Raw genomic sequence first — 21,009 nt, 5'->3', positions numbered from 1 at the left:
TCGGCGAGCCGCTCGTCGACGAGCGAGCGCTCGGCCGCAGCAGCGGTTTCCACCGCGGCGACGCGCTGACCGGCGGCAATCGCGTTCTCGGCGGGCGGCTGCGGCGGCGACACGTCGCGCTCGAGCATGTTGAAGGGGATGTCTGCCGAGAAGACGGCCTTCAGGCGCTCCTCGGGCGTTGGCACACCGTCGTTGCGGCGCTCCCAGCCGGCAGCGGTGCTCGGCGGCGTCGCGGCTCCCGGACGCGCTGTCCGCTCGCCGGCGCCGCCCGTGGCGGCCGCGTCGCTGCCGCGCCGCGCGCGCTCTTCGGGGGCCCCAGCGACGGCGGGGCTGTCCGCCTGCGGCGAGCGATCACGGTCCACCGCCGCGCCGTCGGTGCGCCGGAAAAGCTCGGCCAAGGGACCTTCCCGCATGCTCGCTCGCCTACCGCTTCCCATTCCCTAGGACCTCCTCTGCCAGCTCGCGGTACGCGTAGGCGGCCTTGCCGTCCGGGTCGTACTTGAGCACCGACATCCCCTTCACCGGCGCCTCCGCGAACCGGATCGTTTTGTTGATGCGCGAGGCGAAGACGCGATCGCCGAAGTTCTCTTCGAGGATCTCGATCGCCTCCTTGGCATGCACGGTGCGCGTGTCGACCAGCGTCGGCAGGATGCCCTCGATCTCGATCCGGGGGTTGAGCTCCTCCTTGACCATCGAGAGCGTGTTCTGCAGCTGGATCAACCCGCGCATGGAGAGATACTCGCACTGGACGGGGACGATCACTTTGTCCGCCGCGGTCAGCGCATTGATCGTCAACAGCCCAAGGCTCGGCGGCGTGTCGATGAAGATGTAGTCGTACTCGCCCTTGACCGGCTTCAACGCCTTGGCGAGCTGGCGCTCGCGGCCGATCTTGGTCGACATCGCGATCTCGGCGCCGGCAAGGTCGATCGACGCGCAGGCGACGTCCACTTCCCGTCGCCGGATCACGCGCTTGATCGGCAGACCGTGGACGAGCACGTCGTACATCGACACCTCGAGCGAGTCGGGGTCGATTCCCTGGCTCATCGTGAGGTTGGCCTGCGGGTCGAGGTCGATCGCCAGCACGCGCAATCCTCGCTCGGCGAAGGCCGCGGCGAGGTTCACCGTGGTGGTGGTCTTGGCGACCCCGCCCTTTTGGTTGGTGAAGGCGTAGACGAGCGCCTCGTCGCGCCGCTCGCCAGTCGCCGTGGCCGAAGCGGCCACGGTTCCGGTCTCCGGCTGGGAGCGGTTCGGGGCGTCGTCGCCCGCGGGCACTTTCTGCTCGTCGACGGCTGCCATCGCACAAGCCGTATTCGCACCGCGACCTGCGAATCCTGCAGCCGCCTCCGACCGCCGATCGGTCACGCTTTGCGTTATGGCTGGCTCGCCGGGACTAGCAGCGCGCCGACTCGTTTTCGTAACCGGGAAGGGTGGCGTCGGCAAGACGACGGTCGCGGCGGCGTTGGCGCTTGCGGCTGCCGGCCGCGGGCTGCGCACGATCGTTTGCTCGATCGCCGCCGAGGAGCACCTCGGCGCGCTGTTCGGAAGCGACGCGCTCGATCACAGCGAGCGCCCCCTGGCAGAGGGTGTTTGGGGTATCGCCGTCGAGCCGCGCCGCGCCCGTGACGAGTGGCTGCACTACCAGCTGCCGGCTCCGCTCGCAGCGCTGCTCGCCCGCTCGCGTTTGCTCGACCATCTCGGCACGTTGGCGCCGGGGCTGGAGGAACTTTTGGCGATCGGAAAGGTGTGGGAGGTGTCGCAGCCCGAGCGGATCGCCGCCGGTGCAGCGCCCTACGACCTCGCGATCGTCGACGCCCCCGCCACCGGGCACGGCCTCGCCGTGTTGAGCGCCCCGCACACGTTCGCCCAGATCGCCCGCGTCGGCCCGGTGCGCCGCCACGCCGAACACATCGATCGCTTTCTGCGCGACCCCGCCGCGACGGCCGTGATTGCCGTGACGCGTCCCGAGGAACTCCCTCTGCTCGAGACGCTCGAGCTGGCCACACGGCTCGAGAGCGCTCTCGGTCGACGGCTCGACCTCGCCGTGGTGAACGGTGTCGTGCCCTTGCGCCTCACCGCTGCCGAAGCGAAGCGCCTCGCCGCCGCCGAGCTCGACGGCGCCGCACGCAAGGCGGCGACGCTGGCGCTGAGCGAGCGGCGTGTCGCCGTCCGCCACAGCGCGGCAGCGGCGCGGCTGCGCCGGCACGGGGTGCCCGTGTCGACGCTGCCGCAACTGCCCGCTCTCGACGATGACGCCGCGCGGCGTGAAGCGCTCGCCGCCCTCGCGCGCCGACTGGCGCGAGTGCTCTGAGCGATGGTCGCACCGGGCCGAGAGCAGAGCTTGCCGGAGCTCGTCGCGACGCGCCGCGTACTGCTCGTGTGCGGTCTCGGCGGGGTCGGCAAGACGACGGTCGCAGCTGCGATCGCGCTCGCAGCGTCGCGGGCCGGACGGCCGACGGTGGTTTTGACGATCGATCCCGCTCCGCGCCTTGCCGACGCGCTCGGCATCGCGCACGCGTCCGACGACGAACCGACACCCGTCGCGGTGGCTAGCGACGCGCCGCTCTACGCCTTGAAACTCGACCCCGGCCGTGTCTTCGACCGCGCTGTCGCGCGTGCCGTCGCCGATCCCGACGCGCGCGAGCGGATCCTCGCGAACCGCATCTACCGCCAGCTCTCGCGCGTGGTCGCGGGCTCAGAGGAGTTCACGGCGATGGAGCGCCTCAACGAGCTCCTCGACGACGAGCGCTTCGAGCTCGTGATAGTCGACACCCCGCCGAGCGCACACGCGCTCGACTTCCTCGAGGCACCGACGCAGGTGGTGTCGTTCCTGCGCTCGCGCACGCTGGCGATGCTCGCCGGTGGCGGCAGCCTCGGTGCGCGCGTCGCCGGACGCGGCGCCCGCACGGCACTGGCAGCGCTCGCGCGCGCCGCCGGTGTCGAGGTGCTGCGCGAGCTCGGGGAGTTTTTCGACGCGCTGGCCGGTGCTGCCGGACAGTTGGCGGCGCGCTCGCAGCGCACCCACGCCGTGCTCACCGGCGCGCAGACAGCGGTCGTCGCCGTTACGGTGCCGGAGCGCCGCGCTGTCGCCGACACGATCGCGTTCATGGAGCGCGTGCGCGAGCTGGGGATAGCGCTAGGCGCTGTCGTCGCCAACCGCGTCCACGACGCGCACGATCTCGAAGCGACAGCGCTCGCCGATCTGCAGACAGCGCTCGCCGCCGCGGTCGGCGAAAGCCTTGCGCGTAAGGTCGCGGCTGTGGCCGCCGATCACGTGCGCGCCGCGGCACACGACCAGGCTGCGCTTGCGACGCTCGCGCGGTGGCTGGCCGAGCACCTCGAGCAAGACGGCCACCGTCCCGCTTTCGCTCGTTTGCCGTTGCTGGAAAGCGACGTGCGGTCGCTCAGCGAGCTCGAACGCGTCGCCGCGCTGCTCTGCGGTCGCGACCGCGCCTAGACGGGTGCCGACCACTCGTCGGCGTCGGCGAACGGACCCTCGGCGGCGCTCGCCTCGAACCACGTGCGGCGATCGCCGAGCGGCTGCGCGCTTCCCGCTGCCGCAATCGGCACCGCTGCCGTGTCCCTTTCCGCCCCTAGCGCGAGCTGTCCCTGCTCGTCCGGCTCGCCGCGCGACGGTGCGTGATCGCCGTCGCCGCAGCCGGCGCCACGCGCCGGTTCGCTGCCCGCACCGCTGTCACGGTCGACCGCGCTGCTCTCGCTCGCCCGGGCGTCGCGCACACGGATCTCCTCCCTGGCGCTCGCGCGCAGCAGGATGTCGTCGGCGATACGCGCGAGATCGATGTCGAGGTAGCCGCAGAGGACGTCGCGCAACAGCGCACGCACATGCTCCTCGAGGGCGGCGGCCGCCGCGTGCGTCGCCGGCTCGTCGGCGAGCCCGGGAGCGGTCCCGGCAAGCAACGTCCGTTCCGCCGAGAGGGCGCGCTCGAGCTCGCCGCGCACCTGCTGGCGACGATCGGGCTCGGCGCACAGCGCAGCGACACGCAGAGCGAGCGTGGCGCGGTCGGTGTCGGTGTGCTCGCCGAGCAAGGCGCGAAGTGCGACCAACAGGTCGAGCAGGCGTTCCCCGCTGTCGGCCGTCGCGAGTGCGCGATCGAACCGACGCAGAGCTAGTTCGAGGCGTGGACCGCGATCGCGTTGGGCGGTGACGGCAAGCAGTTCGGCGAGCTCCGCGCCGCGCTCGCTGTCGATCGCGAGCGGGGCGCCAGCGCCGCCTGCGCCGGCAGCCGGCAGCGGCGTCCAGCGGCCACCGGCGAGCCGCCTTGCGGCGAGCCCGTGCTGGCAGACGGCGCCGTCGCCGAGCAGACGCAGAGCGACCCGCAGGTCGCGCAGTGCAGCGAGCGCCTCGCGCTCGGCCGCACGCGTGTCATCGCCGACGAGTCGTTCGAGTACCGCGACCGCGCCGACCGTTTCGTCGTCGCGCGCGAGCGACGACGGCTGCGCCCAGACGGGGAGGTCGTGCACTGCCGGGTCAGCGTCGAGCCGATCGGCGCGCACCAGGCGCAGGCCGGGCGCTAGCGCGAGGGGTTCGTTGCCGGCCAGCGCAACCCCGCCGAAAGAAAGCGCGACCGCGAAGTGGCGAGCGTCGCCGTACAGCGTGTTTTCGAGGTCGCTGTAGAGGCGCTCGAAGCGCTCGTCGGGAAAGGAGAGATCGGTGCGGTCTTCCCAGAGCCGCTCGAGCATCGCGAGCAGCGCCGGCTCGGGGTCGGCTTCTCCCTCACCCTGCGCTTCGAGCCAAAGTCGCGCACCCCCTGTGAGCGCGGCCGCCGCGAGCCGGAAGCTGGGCAGCGCCCGCAGCCGCTCCCAGCGCTCGCGGATGAAGCGCTCGGTCAGCGGTCGGTAGCGGTAGAGGCGGGGGCCCGCTGGGCGCTTGACGTCAGCCCCGTCCTCCTCGACATCGAAGGGGATCTCGGCACCGGCCCGCTGGTCGGCGCAGAGCAGCGTCGCGGCGTCGCGGGCGAACCGGCGCAGCGCGTCGTAGAGCTCGCGGTTGCGCATGCCCGAGCTTTCGCTGCCGCGCGAGCGCGTCCTTCCCGTCGGGCGGTACTCGCAAGGCGGGCGCAATCCGTCTTTCAGCGATGCGCTCCGGGCTCCGTTAGGCTCCCGCGAATGCGATTGACGAGTTGCGGGCGGCGTGTGGCCGCCGAAGCTGTGTCGCTGGTGCCTGCTCGCGCTTGCAGGACCCGCCCCCTCGAGACACCGATCCCCCACCACCAACGGACTCGCCGTAAGCGACGCAGGCGAACGTCGATCCTTACGGCGGGGTGTGATCGTCCTTCCGCGCGACGGAGCTTCCTTGCCCAGCTGCTGGTCGCAGCTGTGGCGCTGGGCGGACCGGCCCTCTCGCCGCTCGCTGCGGCAGCGAGTCTGCCCCCCGACACGATGCCGCTCTCGGCCGTGCGCGCGGGGATGGTGTGCCGTGGCTTGACGGTCGTTCGCGGCAGCACGATCGCCGATTTCCGCGCCGAGGTAGTCGACGTCGCGAGCGATCCGGGCGGCAACACCGGCATCATCGTGCGCGTCTCGGGCGGAGCCGCCGAGCCGGCCGGCATCGCCGAAGGTTTCTCGGGCTCGCCGATCCTCTGCCCTGGCGACGACGGTCGCGAACGCTTCGCTGGCGCGCTCGCCGCCACCGCTGGCGATCGCGCCAGCCGTCTCGGCTTCGTCACGCCGATCGAGCAGCTCCTCGCTGTCACGCCGCTGGCGCCGCTCGCACCGATCGCGGCCGACAGCGGCGGCGGCACTGCGCTTGGCGCCAGCAACGCCGCGGCCGAAGCTCGGTCCACACGTGGCCGGCGCACGGGTGGCGGTGCGGGGGCGCCGCTACCGGCGGGCTTTCGGCCCTTGCGCGCCCCGCTCGTCGTGAGCGGCGTCTCGCCGCGCTTGGCGGCCCGGCTGGCGGCCGCGGGCCGCCGCGCAGGCGTCACGGTGGCCGCTCCTGGCGCTGGCGGTCCGTCCGGCTTCACACCCACGGCCGACGATCTTCGTCCCGGTGCTGCCGTCGCTGCGTCGCTCGTCTCCGGCGACGTCGGAGCCGCGGCGATCGGCACGATCACCTACCGTCGCGGCACAAGCGTCTGGGCGTTCGGCCATCCGCTCGGGGATTTCACGAGCGAAGCGGCCGATCCCACGACTGCCTCGGCTCTGGGCCGTCGCTCGTTGTTCCTGCAGGGGGCGTACGTGTTCGGGGTGGTCGACGCCCCCACTGGGCTTGCCAGCGCGCCGTACAAGCTCGCCGCCCCCGCGGGCGGGGTCTTGGGCGCTTTCACCAACGACCGCACCGCCGGCGTCGCCGGGGTTCTCGGCGCGGTGCCCCGCGCGATCGCTGTAGAGGCGGGCGCACGCGACCTAGACAGCGGGCGCGCCGTCACCCTCCGCACGACCGTCGCCGACGAGACGCCGCTCGACATCGAAGGTGGCGCGACGTTCGGCGCTCTCTTGACGCTGTCGGCAGCGCTCGATCGGGCGGTCGGCGCCGAGCCGGCACGTACCACCGATCTGCTCTGCATCTCCTACACCGCCCGCCAGCTGCCCGCGCCGATCGGCGGTTGCGGAACCTTCTTCGACGGCAGCGCGCTCGACGCAGCGGCGCTCGCGACGACCCTGGTCGAGCGCTTCGATCGCCAGCCGTTCGACCTCACGAGCATCCGTTTGCGGCTGCGCCGTCGCACGGGCGCTCCCGAGGCGTACATCGAGCGGGCGAGCGCGCCGCGTCGCGTCCGCCGCGGCCGCTCGATAACGGTCGCGTTGCGCGTCGCGATGCGCCGCGGGGGCAGCAGAACGCTGCGCTTCAAGCTGCGTGTTCCGGGCAAGCTGAAGCCGGGCGTCTACTCGGTAAGGCTCCGCGCAGTGCCTGGCCAGACCAGCACAGGCCGTGGCGGTGCCGGCGGCAGCGACGGCGGTGACGACCCGCTTGCGATGCTGCTGGCGGGCGGTGATCAGTCGAGCGACGAGCTGCCGAAACCGCGTTCGCTGCCCGAACTCGCGCTCGCCGTGAGGTCGCTCTTGCCTGTCAACGGCGTGGCGGCAAGGTTCGGCAAGCGCGGCGCCTACGCGCTCGTCTGGCGCAACGACACGCTGCGGCTGATCGGCAGCGCCTCGCTACCGCTGCGCGTGCTCCGCTAGCGAGAAGACCGCCTACCTGCGCGCGACGGTCGACACGGGCCGCTGCACCCCGCCCGCGGGGCGCGGGCGAGCGACCGTGGCCGCCTGGCCGCCACCCGGTGCGCGCGCGGGCGCTTGCCCGTCGTGGTCGCTGTCGCTCTCGCCACCGAGGACGTGGTCGACCGAGGTCGCGCGCTTTCCGCCCGACGCCACCAGCAGCTTGAAGTCGTGCGGGTGCGTGGCGGCGCGCAGCGCGTCCTCCATCGCCACACGCCCTTCCAGCACATGCTTGAGCAGCGCCTGGTCGAAGGTCTGCATGCCGTAGTAGGCGCCTTCGGCGATCACCTCGGGGAGCTGCCCGGTCTGGTCGGGGTCGAGGATCATGTCGCGCACGCGACCGGTCATCCGCAGGATCTCGCAGCACGCCACGCGCCCCTTGCGGTCGGGCGTGGGTACGAGCCGCTGCGAAATAACCCCTTTCAGCGTCCCCGCGAGCATCGAACGCGCCTGACGCTGCTCGTTGGGCGGGAAGAAGTCGATGATGCGGTTGACCGACTCGGCGGCGTCGACGGTGTGGATCGTCGAGAGCACCAGGTGGCCGGTCTCGGCCGCCGACAGCGCGGTGCGGACGGTCTCTTCGTCGCGCATCTCGCCGATCAGGATTACGTCCGGGTCCTGTCGGAGCACGCGGCGCAGAGCGCGCCCGAAGGAGGCGGTGTCCTCGCCGACCTCGCGCTGGTTGATGATCGACATCTTGTCGCGGTGGAGGAACTCCACCGGATCTTCGATCGTCACTATGTGCTTGGCGAAGTTGGTGTTGATGTGGTCGATCATCGCCGCGAGCGTCGTCGACTTGCCCGAGCCGGTCGTGCCGGTGACGAGGATCAGGCCGCGCTCCTCTTCGGCGAGCTCGCGCACCACTGGCGGCAGCATCAGCTCGTCGATCGTGCGGATCTCGAAGGGAACGACGCGGCAGACGATCGAGATCGCGCCGCGCTGCACGAACGCGTTGACGCGGAAGCGAGCGAGCCCCGGCACCGAGTAGGAGAAGTCGACCTCCCGCTCGCGTCGGAACTCTTCGATCTTGCGCTCTTCGCGGAGCATGTGGAAGAGCGCGCGCTCGGTCGCCTCCGGCAGCAGTCGTTCCTCGCCCGGGATCGGTTCGAGCTTGCCGTGACGCCGGACGATCGGCGGCGCCGGCACTTTCAAGTGGAGGTCGGAGCAGTCGTTCTGAACTACGTACGTGAGGGCACGGTCGACGTCGAACACGTGATCCCTATCGGCGCTGTCTGCGCTCTCTTGAGGGTCGCGGCCGCTTGTTCGACGGGCTGAAAAAAGGCGCGCCGCCATTCGGCGGCGCGCCGTGCAAGCGCTTTGCGCTCTCGCCGCTGCGCCCGCGCTAGGCGACCTCGCGCAGGCGCTGGGCCTCGGCGAGCGACTGCAGCTTCTTGAGCGACTGGTTCTCGATCTGACGCACCCGCTCGCGCGTGACGTTGAATGTGCGCCCGACCTCGTCGAGCGTGCGCGGATGCTCGCCACCAAGGCCGTAGCGCAGCTCGAGAACCCGGCGCTCGCGGTAGGAGAGGTTCTCGAGCGCCTGCCTGAGCGTCTCTTTGGTGAGCGTGTCGACAGCGCGCTCGTAGGGCGACTCGGCCTTCTCGTCGGCGATGAACTGGCCGAACTCCGACTCCTCCTCGTCGCCGACGGGCTTCTCGAGCGAGATCGGTGCCTGCGCCGAGCGCTTGATCGACTCGATCTCCTCTGGATCGATGCCGGTGTGCTCGGCGATCTCCTCGATCGTCGGTTCGCGCCCCAGCTCGGTGACGAGCTTGCGCTCGGCGCGCCCGATCTTGTTGAGCTTCTCGACCACGTGGACGGGAATGCGGATCGTGCGCGCCTTGTCGGCCAACGCTCGAGCGATCGCCTGCCGGATCCACCAGGTCGCGTAGGTCGAGAACTTGAATCCCTTGCGGTAGTCGAACTTCTCGGCGGCGCGCACCAGGCCGAGCGTGCCCTCCTGGATCAGATCGAGGAAGGGCAGACCCTGGTTGCGGTAGTTCTTGGCGATCGAGACGACCAGGCGCAGGTTCGACTCCACCATCTTGCGCTTGGCCTCGAGATCGCCCCGCTCGATGCGCTTGGCGAGCTCGACTTCCTGCTGCGCCGTGAGCAGCGGGACCTTGCCGATGTCCTTCAGGAACAGCTGAAGGGAATCGGTGGTCATGTCGGGGCGCAGGTCGAGCACCGCCTTCTTGCGCTGCTTTGGATCGGCGACCTGGCCCTCCGGCGTCGGCACGTCCTCGACGAGCTCGATCTCGCACCGCTCGAAGTAAGCGTGCAGCTCTTCGATCTCCGTCTCGTCGAGCTCGACCTCGGCCAACGCCTCGGCCACTTCGGTGTAGGTGAGAACTCCCGTCTGCTGGCCCTTGGCCAGCAGAAGCTTTACCTCCTCGAGCTCTTGCAGTTCAGTTAGGGACATTCCTCTCGTCTCTCCAGACAGGGGACCGGACGATGCCGCCGCGCGCGACCCGCCCGACGGTTGACTGGGACCGATTACTCGGCTTCTGAACGCAACTGGAGCGCGGACTTCGGCGAGGCGGCGCGCGTGTTCCGCGCTCCGCCCGCTCTTGACTGACTAGTTAACCAATTTGTACCCCATAGCGTCTACCCCGATACACGGATGTTCGTCCAGAAAGGCGGAAGTCGGCGGGCAGCGAGCAAGCGATATCGCGACCGATTTCGCTCGCGAAGCCCAGCGGGTTTGCGCACGTGCGTGGCACTCGCCCGCTCGGATCCGCACTCTCCCGGTCGCTCTTTTGTCGGCGGTGGTGGAGCGGTAGCCTTGTTTGGCGATGGCCGCCGACGACGTGCTCTCGAACCTGCCGCGCGAGCGGCCGGGTCGGCGCAGCCCCAAGCGTGCCAGCGGGAGCGCCAAAGCAGCGCGCGACAGCAAGCGCCGAAACCGTACAGCCGAGCGACGCACGCGCGCCGCGTCCCCGCAACGGAGCGCGGGGGGCGACGGCGCGACGGTGGTCGAGCTCCTCGGCCGCACAGCGGTGGCATCGGTCGAGATCGCCGTGGGGGTCGCTCGTGCTGTCGGCGGCCGTCTGCTCGGCGGCAGCCGCAAGCGCTGAAGCGAAACCGCAAGCGCTGAAGCGAGCTACCCCCGCGCGCCCCTAAAACCGCCCCCTCCCAAGCGCCCCTGGCGTGGCGTCGAGCGCATCGCAGCCGGCGACGGCGTCGCGCACGACTCGACGGCTCAACGGCGTGGGCGCGCCGGTCGCGGGCCGCCCGGCGATTCTGGCCCGTCCTTTCCTCCCTCTTGGCCGTCGCCGGGAGCCGTGTCCCGCCCGGACCGCGCTGCGGGCCGGCCGCGCGGCGCGGGCCCCTCCGGTGCGCGGTCGCTCGCTGGCAGCGCCTCGTCGCCGGCGCTGGCGCTCGCCACGGCCACCGGCTCGCCGGCAGCCTTCGCCTCGTACATCGCCTGGTCGGCAGCGGCCAGCAGCGCATCGGCCTGCGTTCCGTGCTCCGGGCAGGAGGCGACCCCGATCGACGCCGAGAGCAGCCCCGGTTCCGGGTCGGTCACCTCGCGCGCGATAGCAGCGGTCAGTCGCTCGGCCAGAACCGCTCCAGCAGACGAAACCTGGTTGGGCGCGAGCACGCAGAACTCGTCGCCACCGATCCGTGCGGCGGTGTCGACGACACGCACCGACCTGCGGAGCGCCAGCGCCACCTGCGCGAGCGCCCGGTCGCCGACCTGGTGCCCGTAGCTGTCGTTGACCTGCTTGAGGCCGTTGATGTCCAACACCAGGACCGCGAACGGCTGCTCGTAGCGGTGGTAGAGGTCGACAAGGTACTGCAGCTGGCGGCGCATGTAACGCACGTTCCAGAGCCCTGTAAGGGGATCGGTGAGCGCCTGCCGCTCGAGCTCGCGGGCGTGATGCTGGAGATAGGTGTCGACGACCGCCGTCTGCAGCTGCGCGCAGGCATCGGCCAGCGCGGCGACGGCTGCCGGCAACAGCTCGGGAACCTCGCTCGAGCTCGCCGCCAGAGCCTCGATCAGAACACCCTGAAGAGCCGTGCAGTCGGCCATCAGCGAACCCACCGGGTCGCTTGCTTGGGCACGGAGCTCGACCAGAAAGCCGGCGTGCAGTCGCAAGTCGGTCGCCAGATCGGGGGGCACCGTGTCTTGAGTCGCCACCTCGAGGACATCACCGATCAGGCGCGGCAGCTCGCGCGAGACGCGCTCGATCGGCAAGGCGTGGATCTCGTCGAGCGAGGTGCGCTCGATCAGTCGCAACAGGTACTTCTTGGCGAGCTCGTCACGGTGCGCGCGCAGCCGCGCGAGGCTCGCGATCACGACGGCACGCGGCGGCGAGGGGGCGGTGTCGGTGAAGCGTTCCATCGTCAGTGGCGATCCCCTCGAGTACGTCGGCGGGCGAAGCTCTTGCGATCATTGTCCACATGGCGGGGGAAATCGCCAATCGCGAGCGCCCCCCGGTGCGGGTCACCCTGCGCCGCGAGCGGGAGCGGCCGCCGAGCGCGGGCGAGCCCGTCAGCACCGAGCAGCGTGCCGAGATCGAGCTGCCCGAATCCGCGCTCGAGCGGCTTTGGAACGCCGAAGCACTGGAACGGCTGGCGCGCTCCTACTGGGCTTTCCTGGAGCGGATATCGCTGCGCCTGCTACGCGTTCGCTACTACCCCGACGGACGCTCCGTGACGCTACTCGGTCTCTTGCCGCTCCTGCGCTTCCACGCCCCCGAGTACGAGTTCGGCCACGACTTCGGCGCGGTCACCTGGCGGATCCGCGACGGGCTCCTGGTGTCGCGCAGCGGACGCGACCGCGGTTGGTTGCGCCTCTCGGTGCAACGTCTCCCCCGGGACGGCGCGGCCGACAGCGCGCGACTCTTGATCGTCTCGCGCGTCGCGTCGTTCGTGCCGCGACTGGCCCTTGCGGGACGCCGCGGCCGCTGGCTGCGACGGATCGGTGTCGCACTGTACGCCGCGACCCAGTTGCGCATCCACCGCTGGGTCACGCACGCCTTCTTCCGCTCGCTCGCGCGGGGCGAGCTGCCGAGGTCGGTCGTCGGGCGCTTCGCCAGTACCGCCGCGGCGAGCGTGCCCTAACCGAGCTCCTCGCCGAGCAGTTCGCGCAGCTTCGCGCGATCGTGACGGGCGCTGATGCGCCGCACGGTTCCCGAGCGCGAGCGCATGCTGATCGACTCCGTGGTCGCGCCCTCAGCGCTGAAGTGGGCGCCCTCCAACAGCTCGCCATCGGTCACGCCGGTAGCGGCGAAGAAGACGTTGTCGCCGGCTACGAGGCGGTCGGTGTCGAGCACCTCGTCGAGGTCGTAGCCGGCTTCGAGGGCAGCCCGGCGCTCCTCGTCGTTGCGCGGCCAAAGTCGCCCAAGGATGCGGCCACCCAGGCACTTGATGGCGGCAGCAGCGAGCACCCCTTCGGGCGTTCCGCCGATCCCCCACAAGAGATCGACGCCAGCCTCGGGACTGACCGCCGCCAGTGCCGCTGACACGTCGCCGTGGGGGATCAACCGGATGCGCGCACCGACGCTACGGATCTCTTTCATCGCCTGCTCGTGGCGCGGCCGGTCGAGCATGATCACCACGAGATCGGAAACCGGCACCCCGCGCCGCTTGGCCATCAGTTTGAGCGTCTCGCCGAGCGGCCGGTCGAGGTCGAGCAGGTCGGCGAAGTCGCGCCCGGCAGCCATCTTCTCCATGTACACGCACGGGCCGGGGTCGAACATCGTGCCGCGTCCAGAGACGGCGATCGTCGCGATCGCGTTGGGAAGGCCCTTGGCGCAGAGTTCGGTGCCTTCGAGGGGATCGACAGCGACGTCGACCGAAGCGCCGGAACCGTCGCCAACACGCTCGCCGTTGTAGAGCATCGGCGCCTTGTCCTTTTCGCCCTCGCCGATCACGACGATGCCGTCCATCGCGACGGTGTCGAGCATCATCCGCATCGCGTCGACCGCGGCCTGGTCGGCAGCGTTCTTGTCGCCCCGACCGATCCAGCGAGCGGCGGCCAGCGCGGCGTACTCGGTGGTTCGCACGAGATCGAGCGCGAGGTTGCGGTCGGGCGCTCGGCGGCCCGACTGCCCGCCGGTCGTGACGGTCGAAGCCTCTTGCTGCACCGGATCACCTCCCATGGCTGCCGATAACCGAATCGCAGCGTACCGCGCCGTTCGAACGCCGCGCGACCAGCCCACGGCTCCCCTTGGTTTGGCCCTTTAGGGTGAGCGCATGGCAGCGCGTTGGGGAATCTCGCTCGAACTTGCGGGGCTGCCGCTGCGGCGGCGAGCCGAGGTCTACAGAGCCGCCGAGGCCGCCGGTTTCACCGACGGCTGGCCCGGAGAGGTCTCCGGTCACGATGGTTTTACGCAGGTGGCCGTGGCCGCGATGGCGACCGAGCGCATGCGCGTCGGTACCGGCGTCGTCAGTGTTTTCACGCGCGGACCGGCGGTGCTCGCGCAGCACGCCGCGGCCCTTCAGGAGCTGTCGGAGGGGCGCTTCTGGCTCGGCATCGGTTCCTCGTCCAACGTCATCGTCGAGCGTTGGAACGGGATCCCGTTCCGCCGGCCGCTCACCCGCGTGCGCGAAACCGTTGAGTTTCTGCGCGCCGCGTTGGCCGGCGAGCGCGCAGGAGGCGGCGGTTTCAAGCTCGACCAGGCGCCCGAACCGCCGCCGCCGATCGCGATCGCCGCGCTGCGCGGAAAGATGCTGCGGCTCGCCGGCGCGCTCGGCGACGGCGCCTGGGTGAACTTCCTGCCGCTCGAGGCGGTCGACAAGGTGCTGGGCGAGGTGGCCGCCGGCGCCGAGGAAGCGGGACGCGACCCCTCCACGGTCGAGATCTTCTGCCGCCTCTTTTGCCTGCAGGGCGACCGCGAGCGGGCGCTGCCGCTAGCTCGCTGGATGTTCACGAGCTACGCCACCGTACCGGTCTACGAGCAGTACTTCCGCTGGCTCGGCTACGGCGACGAGATCGACGCGATGGTTGCGGCGTGGCGCGCGGGCGACCGGCGCAAGGCCGTCGAGCTCGCGCCGGAACGTCTGATCGAGGAGATCTTCATCTTCGGTACGCCGGCGGAGCAGCGCGAGCGCGTCCGGGCGTTCCAGAGCCGCGGGATCGACACCCCGGTGCTGCTCATCGTGCCCGACCGCGACCTCGATGTCGACAGTTGGTGCGAGCTCGTCGAGCAACTCGCGCCGCCCGGCGACTGAGCACGCAGCGGTACCGCTCCCTTGCCCCTTGTCGCGCGGTGATCTGCGTCGCTAGCGTCGCGCGTAAGCGAGAGAGGAGGGAACGATGGCGGTAACGAAGATCATCGAGGTGGTCGGAGCGTCGAAGGAGAGCTCGGACGCCGCTGTCAAGGCAGCGCTCGAGGAGGCGCGCAAAACGCTCCGCAACATCAAGGCCGTCGACGTGGTCTCGACAGGTCTGCGCGGCGAGAACCTCGACGAGTGGCGTGCACTGGTGCGAATTTCTTTCCTGGTGGAGCGGGTCGAACAGTAGGTGCAGCGGACGGCAAACGTGCACACCGACACGCCGCCGGCACCGGCCACGGTGGCCGGTGCCGCGGCGGTCGAACTGCCATCTTCGGCGCGGCAGCTGGAGCGCCTAACGAGTGTGCGCGAGCGGACGCTGGCACTCGTCGAGCGCGTAGACGAACGCGCGCTCGACCGGGTGTTCACGCCGATCCTCTCGCCGATCGCCTGGGACCTCGGGCACATCGCGGCGTTCGAGGATCTCTGGATAGCTGAGCGTTTGGGCGGCATGTCACCGCTTTACCCCGAGCTGCGCCCGACCTACGACGCGATCGCCACGCCGCGGGCGGCGCGAGCGAAGGCTCCCCATCTGCGCGCACGCGACGCGCTCGCGTACCTAGCGGCCGTACGCGAGCGCACGCAGGCGGTGCTTTCCCGCTGCGAGCACGAAGAGGCGAGTTTCTTCGCGGAGCTTGTCGCTCGCCACGAGCAACAGCATCTGGAAACCGTGCTGCAAGCGCTTAAGATCGCGCCCGCGGGCGTTTTCGAGCCCCCGCCCGACGACGGGCCGGTGCCGCCCGCAGCGGCCGACGCCCCGCAGGCTGCGCGCGGCGAGACGATCGCGATCGCGGGCGGTCGCTACCGGATCGGTGCCGAGCGGGACGGTTTCGCATACGACAACGAGCGCCCCGCCCACATCGTCGAGCTAGGGGCTTTCGCGATCGATCGCCGACCGGTGACCAACCGGGAGTTCGCCGAGTTCGTCGCCGACGGCGGGTACCACAACCCTGCGCTGTGGTCGCGCGAAGGGTGGGCGGTGCGCCGTCGCGAGGGCTGGGAGCGACCGCTCTACTGGACAGCCGACGGTGGCGAGATCTGGTTCGGTCGTGAGGTCGAGCGCGCCCCGGACGCGCCCGTCGCCCACATCTCGTTCTACGAGGCGGAAGCGTTCGCGCGCTGGGCGGGCAAGCGGCTGCCGACTGAGTACGAGTGGGAAGTCGCCGCTACGCACGTGCCCGGCAGCAGCACGAACGGTGCCGCGGCTGAGCGCACCCTCACCAACGCGTCGTGGGCGCGCAGGCACGCGGTGTGCGACCTGCGCTCGTTCCGCCCGCTCGCGGTCGACGCGACACGCGCCGCAAGCCCCTGCGGAGCGCAAGCGCTGATCGGCGACGTGTGGGAGTGGACCGCCAGCGAGTTCGACGGCTACCCGGGCTTCCGCGCCTACCCGTACCGCGAGTACTCCGAGACGCACTTTCGGCGCGGCTACCGCGTGCTGCGTGGCGGGTCTTGGGCTACGCAAGCCGAGATCGCCACGGCCACGTTCCGCAACTGGGATCTGCCCCAGCGCCGCCAGATCTTCGCGGGCGTGCGCTGCGCCATCGACCTGCCGGAGGACTAAGCGGTGCCTAACGCAGGAGTTTCCGCTGCCGGCAGAGCTGAAGCCGAGGGGTGTCTCGAGGTTGTCAGCCTCGTCGACGAAGGGCAGGCACGCGCGCAGCTCGTGCGCGAGGCGGTCGAGGGGCTGCTCCGCGCTCCGCTGCGGGAGCTGCCAGCGAAACTGCTCTACGACGAGCGCGGGTCCCAGCTGTACGAGCGGATAACCGAGCTCGCCGAGTACTACCCGGCCCGTGCCGAGCGCGAGGTCCTCGAGCGCCGGGCCGCCGAGATCGTCGCGCTCGCCGACCCCGCCGAGCTCGTCGAACTGGGTGCCGGAAGCGCCGCGAAGACGCGCGCCCTGCTCGCTGCGATGAACGCGAGGGGATCGCTCCGTCGCTACGTTCCGCTCGACGTCGCCACCGAGACGCTCGACCGCACCGGGCGCGCGCTATGCGCGGAGTTTCCCGGCCTGCGTGTGCACGCACTCGCCGCCGACTGGGAACAGCATCTCGACGCCCTGCCCGATCCCTTCCCGGGCTCGCCGCGACTCGTCGCGTTCCTCGGCGGAACGATCGGCAACCTCAAGCGAGCTGCGCGCATTCGTCTGCTTGCGCATTTGCGCGAGACGATGCGCGGCTGCGACCGCTTGCTGGTCGGGATCGATCTCGTCAAAGACGTTTCGGTGATCGAGCGCGCCTACAACGACGCGGCCGGTGTCACCGCCGAGTTCAACCGCAACGTTCTGCGCCACCTGAATCGCCTGCTCGACGCCGACTTCGATCCCGACGCCTTCGCGCACCGTGCCTTCTACGACTGTGAGAAGCAGTGGGTCGAGATGCGCTTGCGGGCGCTGCGCCCGGTGCAGGCCAGGCTCGGACGCGCAGACGGAAGAGCGCTACACCTCGATCCCGGCGAAGAGATCCGCACCGAAACGTCGGCGAAGTTCAGCGAGCCGCAATTCGCCGCCGAACTCGCTGCAGCAGGGCTTGCACTGGAAGCGAGTTGGCGCGACAGCGCGGAGCTCTTCACGGTGGTTCTCGCCAGGCCGGCGGGAAGCAGGGCTGCGAGCGGGCGCGCTGCCTGAGCGGCTCGGAACAAGCGTGGCGCGTAGCATTCCGGGTCCGGCCTTCCGTTCTCAGCGAACGTCGTTCCGCTACCAAGCAAGGAGTTTCAGATGCCTGAAGCAGTAATCGTCGATGCCGTTCGCACCCCGATCGGGCGTGCTTTCAAGGGCTCTTTGGCGCAGCTGCGCCCCGACGAGATGGGCGCGTTCATCATCGACAAGCTTCTCGAGCGCAACCCCGAGGTCGACCCTGCCATCGTCGAAGACGTCTACTGCGGTTGCGGCCTTCCGCAGGGCCTGCAGGCGTTCAACATCGCGCGGATCATGGTGCTGCTGTCCGAGAAGCTTCCGAAGGAGGTAACCGGCAGCACGATCTCGCGCTACTGCGCGTCGAGCCTCGAAGCGATCCGCCAGGCGGCGAACGCGATTCGCGCCGGCGAGGGAGACGTGTACATCGCGGCCGGTGTCGAGTGGGTGTCGCGCTACAACGAGGCTGTCGAGGGCGCACGCCCGCAAGACCAAAACCCGAAGCTCCAGGGCAACGACGGCCAGCCCAACGCCTACATCGCGATGGGTCTCACGGCCGAGAACGTCGCCGAGCGTTACGAGGTCTCGCGGGCCGAGATGGACAAGTACGCCCAGCGCTCGCAGGAGCTCGCCGTCGCCAGCCAGGACTCCGGCTTCTTCGACCGCGAGATCGTGCCGGTGACGCTGCCCGACGGCACCGTGGTAGCGAAGGACGACGGTCCGCGCCGCGAGTCGTCGCTCGAGAAGCTCGCCCAGCTCGAGCCGGCGTTCAAGCCCGGCGGCAAGGTCACGGCGGGCAACTCCTGTCCGCTCAACGACGGCGCGGCAGCTGTGTTGCTGATGTCCGACACCAAGGCCAAGGAGCTTGGCGTCAAGCCGCGTGCCCGGATCGTTACCGCCGCGACGTGGGGCAACGAGCCCGAGTACATGGGCGTCGCCCCGATCGGCGCGATCCGCAAGGTGCTGAAGCGCGCCGGCATGACGATGGACGACATCGACATCGTCGAGCTCAACGAGGCGTTCGCCGCCCAGGTGATCCCGATCATGAACGAGTGCAACATCCCGCTCGAGAAGCTAAACCCGCACGGCGGGGCGATCGCCCTCGGGCACCCGTTCGGGATGACCGGTGCGCGCATCATGTGCACGCTCCTCAACGGCCTCGAGACCGACGACAAGCAGATCGGGCTTGAGACGATGTGCGTCGCCGGCGGCCAGGGCGAGGCGATGATCGTCGAGCGACTGAACTAGGTCGCCTGCGAAGCTCGTCGTCGCGCGGCGAGCCCCGCGCGACAAAAGCGTCTCGTCGGCCCGCCCAGCGTACGCTGGGCGGGCCGACGGCGTTTCGGCGGTGACGCGTGGCGCTGACAAGCCGCTAGGTTCGCTTGCTATGCGCTACCTGCACACCTGCTATCGCGTCGGCGATCTCGAAAAGTCGGTTGCGTTCTACAAGCAGCTCGGTTTCGAGGAGCGCGGACGGATGCCGATCCGCGACGAAGCAATCAACGTCTTCCTCGGCCTGCCGGGCGACGAGCCGCGGCTCGAGCTGACGTACAACTTCGGGGTAACGAGCTACGACCTCGGCACTGGCTACAACCACATCGCGCTCGCTGTCGACGATCTAGACGCGCTGCTGGCACGGCTCAAAGAGGCCGGCATCGAGCCCGAGAAACCGCCCTACCGAGTACGCGAGGGCGGTTCGCGGATCTGTTTCGTGCGCGATCCGGACGGCTACCGGATCGAGCTGATCGAACAGAGCAGCTAGGTCGCGCAGCTCACCAGGCGGCGGCGCGCAGGCGGTTGACGCCCGTGCTGCACTTGGCGCGCGTGCCGTCGGGGCGCCGGACGGTGGCGTCGATCCGCCACTGTCCGGTCAAGCCGCGCTCGCCGACCTCGGCCGCGACCGAGTGGCGGAAGGTCACGACCGGCTCGTCGCGCACGCTCGCTGCGGGCTCGGTGATGCGCTTCGTCGCTCTGAAGACCCCGTTCGTCGCAGCGAGGCCCTGGACCCGCGTCTGTCGCGTCTTCGCTCCGGGGATGCAGCGCAGCCGCCAGGCCAATGCCAGCTCGAGAGTGCCGTCGGCGGCACGCTGCGCGACGAGCGGCAAGCGCTGCGCGCTAGCCCCGTAGTAGGTCTGGCTGCTGCCGGACGGAAGCTCCGCCCCCGGCACGATCCGCCCCGGCACGCGCAGCCCGCGCCACGCGACGGTCCCGGTGTCGCAGTTGCCCACAGTCCGGCCGCGCCGGTCGACGAAACGCGAGCGCACCCGGGCGGTGGCGCGCACCCGACCGGGGGCGACGAACTTGGCGCTGATGACGGTGGTGACGATGCGACGACCGCTCACGCCGAAGCTGTCCGCGTCGGCGATCGCCTGTCGTGCGCGCTTGTAGACGACGGTCCCGCGGCTTGTGACGCGAAGCCCGCTGCTGCGCACCACGTCGACGACGCCGTCGCCCGACGCGAAGTCGCAGCTGTTGGTAAGGGCGGCGAAGATCACAGCGCGCCGGCGCGGACGCACTTCCAGCGATAGGAGGTGGAAACGCTCGCCGAGAACGCCCCCGGCGAACAAACCGACCTTCGGCAGCGAGGTCACTTGCGCAGCGCTCCGGGCGAGCGTCCGCTCTGTGCGGCTCGCGCCCTTCGCCGCTCGCTCAGGTTCCGTCCGAGCGAAAGCAGACGTCGCGATGGCCGCCGCCACCAGCGTGCCAGCGACGGCTAGCGCGAGCGCGAAAGACACGACCGCGAGGAGCGGTCGTCGGCTCTGCGCCAGCGGGCGCCGGCGCTGCGCGGTCGACCGTCTGCTGCCCCGCTGTCCCTGGGTGCGGAGAAGCAGACCGCTGGCCGGCGATCGCTGCGTGCAAAGTGGCATCCGACTGCGGCGCGCGCGCACACCGGCGGGAGCGCGGTCAGTCGCAGGTGAGGACGATCTTGCCGAGCTTGCCGCCGGCGGCGAAACGCTCATATGCCTCATCAACACGCTCGAGCGGGAAAGTCGCGGCCACCGGCACCCGCACGCGCCGTGCCTCGACGAGGGGCAGGACGTGGCGTTCCACGCCCCGCATCGCGAGCGCCTTCTCCTCGAGCGGGCGTGCGCGCAGCGTGGAACCGCGAATCGCGCCACGCGCCGCCATCAGCGCCAGGAGGTTGAGCTCGAACTTGGCACCGGCCCCGACACCGATCACGACGATCCGCCCGCCGGTCGCAAGCGCCTTCACGTTGGCGTCCATGTTCGGAGCTCCCACGAGCTCGAGAACGACGTCGAACGGCCCCTTGCCTACGAACTCGTCGGGAGCTACGACGGTGTGCGCACCGAGCTCCGCCACCCCGGAGCGCAGCCGCTCGTCGCGCACGGTCGCGGTGACCCGCGCCCCCACCGCAGCGCCGAGCTGCACGGCAGCGGTGCCGACCCCGCCAGCGGCGCCGTGGACCAACAGGTGCTCGCCGGGCGCAAGGCCGGCCTGGGTGATCAGCGCGTCGTGTGCTGTCGTGAAGACCTCGGGGAAGCCGCCGGCCTCGGGCCAGTCGAGTACGGACGGAACCGGCATGCAAGCACGTTCGTGGACGACGCAGAGCTCGGCCTGCCCGCCGCCGCCAACGATCGCCATCACGCGATCGCCGGGACGGAAGCGCAGACAGCCTGGCCCGGTCGCCGCCACTTCGCCCGCGATCTCGAGCCCCGGAATGTCGGCTGGCTCGCCAGGGGGCGCCGGGTAGCGACCGCGCAGCTGCAGAAGGTCGGCGCCGTTCAGACCAGCCGCGCGTACGCGGACGAGCAGCTGCCCGAACCCCGGCTCGGGATCGGGCCGCTCCTCCACAGCCAGCTTGCCGTCGGCGATCACGACGCAGCGCATGGGTGCGAAGCGTATCCCGCGACGTCGGCGCGCTAACGGCCCGCCGGCCGGCGCCGATGACAAAGGCG

19 protein-coding genes are annotated in these 21,009 nt (G+C 70.5%); 11 read left to right on the top strand and 8 right to left on the bottom strand.

The features are described from left to right. Positions 1-423 precede the first annotated feature (423 nt). Positions 424-1,296 (bottom strand): ParA family protein, encoded by an 873-nt coding sequence (locus JDY09_RS01970; protein WP_274717321.1) that lies wholly within the window; start codon positions 1,294-1,296, stop codon positions 424-426. Between the two features lie 76 nt (positions 1,297-1,372). Between JDY09_RS01970 and JDY09_RS01965 the strand changes: the two genes are divergently transcribed. Further along, the gene (locus tag JDY09_RS01965) at positions 1,373-2,308 is read left to right on the top strand and encodes an ArsA-related P-loop ATPase (RefSeq protein WP_274717320.1); all 936 of its coding nucleotides are present in this window, start codon (positions 1,373-1,375) and stop codon (positions 2,306-2,308) included. A gap of 3 nt (positions 2,309-2,311) precedes the next feature. After that, a complete protein-coding gene (locus JDY09_RS01960; RefSeq protein WP_274717319.1) occupies positions 2,312-3,454 on the top strand; it encodes an ArsA family ATPase in 1,143 nt (380 codons plus the stop codon). On the opposite strand, the gene JDY09_RS01955 is transcribed toward JDY09_RS01960, so the two are convergent. Next, a complete protein-coding gene (locus tag JDY09_RS01955; protein ID WP_274717318.1) occupies positions 3,451-5,013 on the bottom strand; it encodes a hypothetical protein in 1,563 nt (520 codons plus the stop codon). The genes JDY09_RS01960 and JDY09_RS01955 overlap by 4 nt on opposite strands. Before the next feature lie 321 nt (positions 5,014-5,334). Between JDY09_RS01955 and JDY09_RS01950 the strand changes: the two genes are divergently transcribed. After that, a complete protein-coding gene (locus JDY09_RS01950) occupies positions 5,335-7,140 on the top strand; it encodes a hypothetical protein (protein WP_274717317.1) in 1,806 nt (601 codons plus the stop codon). Positions 7,141-7,152: 12 nt separating this feature from the next. Here the strand turns inward: JDY09_RS01950 and JDY09_RS01945 are convergent, their stop codons facing one another. Next, positions 7,153-8,388: a type IV pilus twitching motility protein PilT gene (locus tag JDY09_RS01945; RefSeq protein WP_274717316.1), complete on the bottom strand. Its 1,236-nt coding sequence runs from the start codon at positions 8,386-8,388 to the stop codon at positions 7,153-7,155. Positions 8,389-8,518: 130 nt separating this feature from the next. Then, the gene (locus JDY09_RS01940; protein WP_274717315.1) at positions 8,519-9,598 is read right to left on the bottom strand and encodes a sigma-70 family RNA polymerase sigma factor; all 1,080 of its coding nucleotides are present in this window, start codon (positions 9,596-9,598) and stop codon (positions 8,519-8,521) included. A gap of 373 nt (positions 9,599-9,971) precedes the next feature. Between JDY09_RS01940 and JDY09_RS01935 the strand changes: the two genes are divergently transcribed. After that, positions 9,972-10,253 (top strand): hypothetical protein, encoded by a 282-nt coding sequence (locus JDY09_RS01935; protein ID WP_274717314.1) that lies wholly within the window; start codon positions 9,972-9,974, stop codon positions 10,251-10,253. Between the two features lie 125 nt (positions 10,254-10,378). Here the strand turns inward: JDY09_RS01935 and JDY09_RS01930 are convergent, their stop codons facing one another. Continuing rightward, positions 10,379-11,524, bottom strand: a complete 1,146-nt coding sequence (locus JDY09_RS01930) for a GGDEF domain-containing protein (RefSeq protein WP_274717313.1) — start codon at positions 11,522-11,524, stop codon at positions 10,379-10,381. 59 nt (positions 11,525-11,583) lie between these two features. Here JDY09_RS01930 and JDY09_RS01925 point away from each other — a divergent pair, with 59 nt between their 5' ends. Then, the gene (locus JDY09_RS01925) at positions 11,584-12,246 is read left to right on the top strand and encodes a hypothetical protein (protein ID WP_274717312.1); all 663 of its coding nucleotides are present in this window, start codon (positions 11,584-11,586) and stop codon (positions 12,244-12,246) included. Here the strand turns inward: JDY09_RS01925 and glpX are convergent. Next, on the bottom strand, positions 12,243-13,271 hold the full coding sequence (gene glpX / locus JDY09_RS01920) for a class II fructose-bisphosphatase (protein ID WP_274717311.1): 1,029 nt from the start codon (positions 13,269-13,271) through the stop codon (positions 12,243-12,245). The genes JDY09_RS01925 and glpX overlap by 4 nt on opposite strands. A 109-nt stretch (positions 13,272-13,380) precedes the next feature. Here glpX and JDY09_RS01915 point away from each other — a divergent pair, with 109 nt between their 5' ends. The 6 genes from JDY09_RS01915 to JDY09_RS01890 all read left to right on the top strand — a co-directional run bounded on the left by JDY09_RS01915 (position 13,381) and on the right by JDY09_RS01890 (position 18,854). Next, positions 13,381-14,358: an LLM class F420-dependent oxidoreductase gene (locus JDY09_RS01915; protein ID WP_274717310.1), complete on the top strand. Its 978-nt coding sequence runs from the start codon at positions 13,381-13,383 to the stop codon at positions 14,356-14,358. An 85-nt stretch (positions 14,359-14,443) separates the two neighbouring features. Then, complete coding sequence (locus JDY09_RS01910) at positions 14,444-14,650, top strand: dodecin family protein (RefSeq protein ID WP_274717309.1); 207 nt, start codon at positions 14,444-14,446, stop codon at positions 14,648-14,650. Continuing rightward, positions 14,651-16,024, top strand: coding sequence for an ergothioneine biosynthesis protein EgtB (gene egtB, locus JDY09_RS01905; RefSeq protein WP_274717308.1), 1,374 nt, complete (start codon positions 14,651-14,653; stop codon positions 16,022-16,024). Between the two features lie 3 nt (positions 16,025-16,027). Further along, entirely contained in the window at positions 16,028-17,086 is a 1,059-nt protein-coding gene (gene egtD / locus JDY09_RS01900) for an L-histidine N(alpha)-methyltransferase (protein WP_274717307.1), read from the top strand. A 90-nt stretch (positions 17,087-17,176) separates the two neighbouring features. After that, positions 17,177-18,340: an acetyl-CoA C-acyltransferase gene (locus JDY09_RS01895; protein WP_274717306.1), complete on the top strand. Its 1,164-nt coding sequence runs from the start codon at positions 17,177-17,179 to the stop codon at positions 18,338-18,340. A 139-nt stretch (positions 18,341-18,479) separates the two neighbouring features. Beyond that, a complete protein-coding gene (locus JDY09_RS01890) occupies positions 18,480-18,854 on the top strand; it encodes a VOC family protein (RefSeq protein ID WP_274717305.1) in 375 nt (124 codons plus the stop codon). A gap of 10 nt (positions 18,855-18,864) precedes the next feature. Here JDY09_RS01890 and JDY09_RS01885 read toward each other — a convergent pair whose 3' ends face one another. Then, positions 18,865-19,683: a hypothetical protein gene (locus JDY09_RS01885; RefSeq protein WP_274717304.1), complete on the bottom strand. Its 819-nt coding sequence runs from the start codon at positions 19,681-19,683 to the stop codon at positions 18,865-18,867. A 313-nt stretch (positions 19,684-19,996) separates the two neighbouring features. Further along, positions 19,997-20,941 (bottom strand): zinc-binding dehydrogenase, encoded by a 945-nt coding sequence (locus tag JDY09_RS01880; RefSeq protein ID WP_274717303.1) that lies wholly within the window; start codon positions 20,939-20,941, stop codon positions 19,997-19,999. Positions 20,942-21,009: the final 68 nt, after the last annotated feature.

This window comes from Thermoleophilum album (assembly GCF_028867705.1).
In the GTDB taxonomy this organism is placed as follows: domain Bacteria; phylum Actinomycetota; class Thermoleophilia; order Solirubrobacterales; family Thermoleophilaceae; genus Thermoleophilum.
The sequence above is the reverse complement of the archived record's forward strand: the minus strand, read 5'-3'. Positions and strand labels throughout refer to the sequence as shown.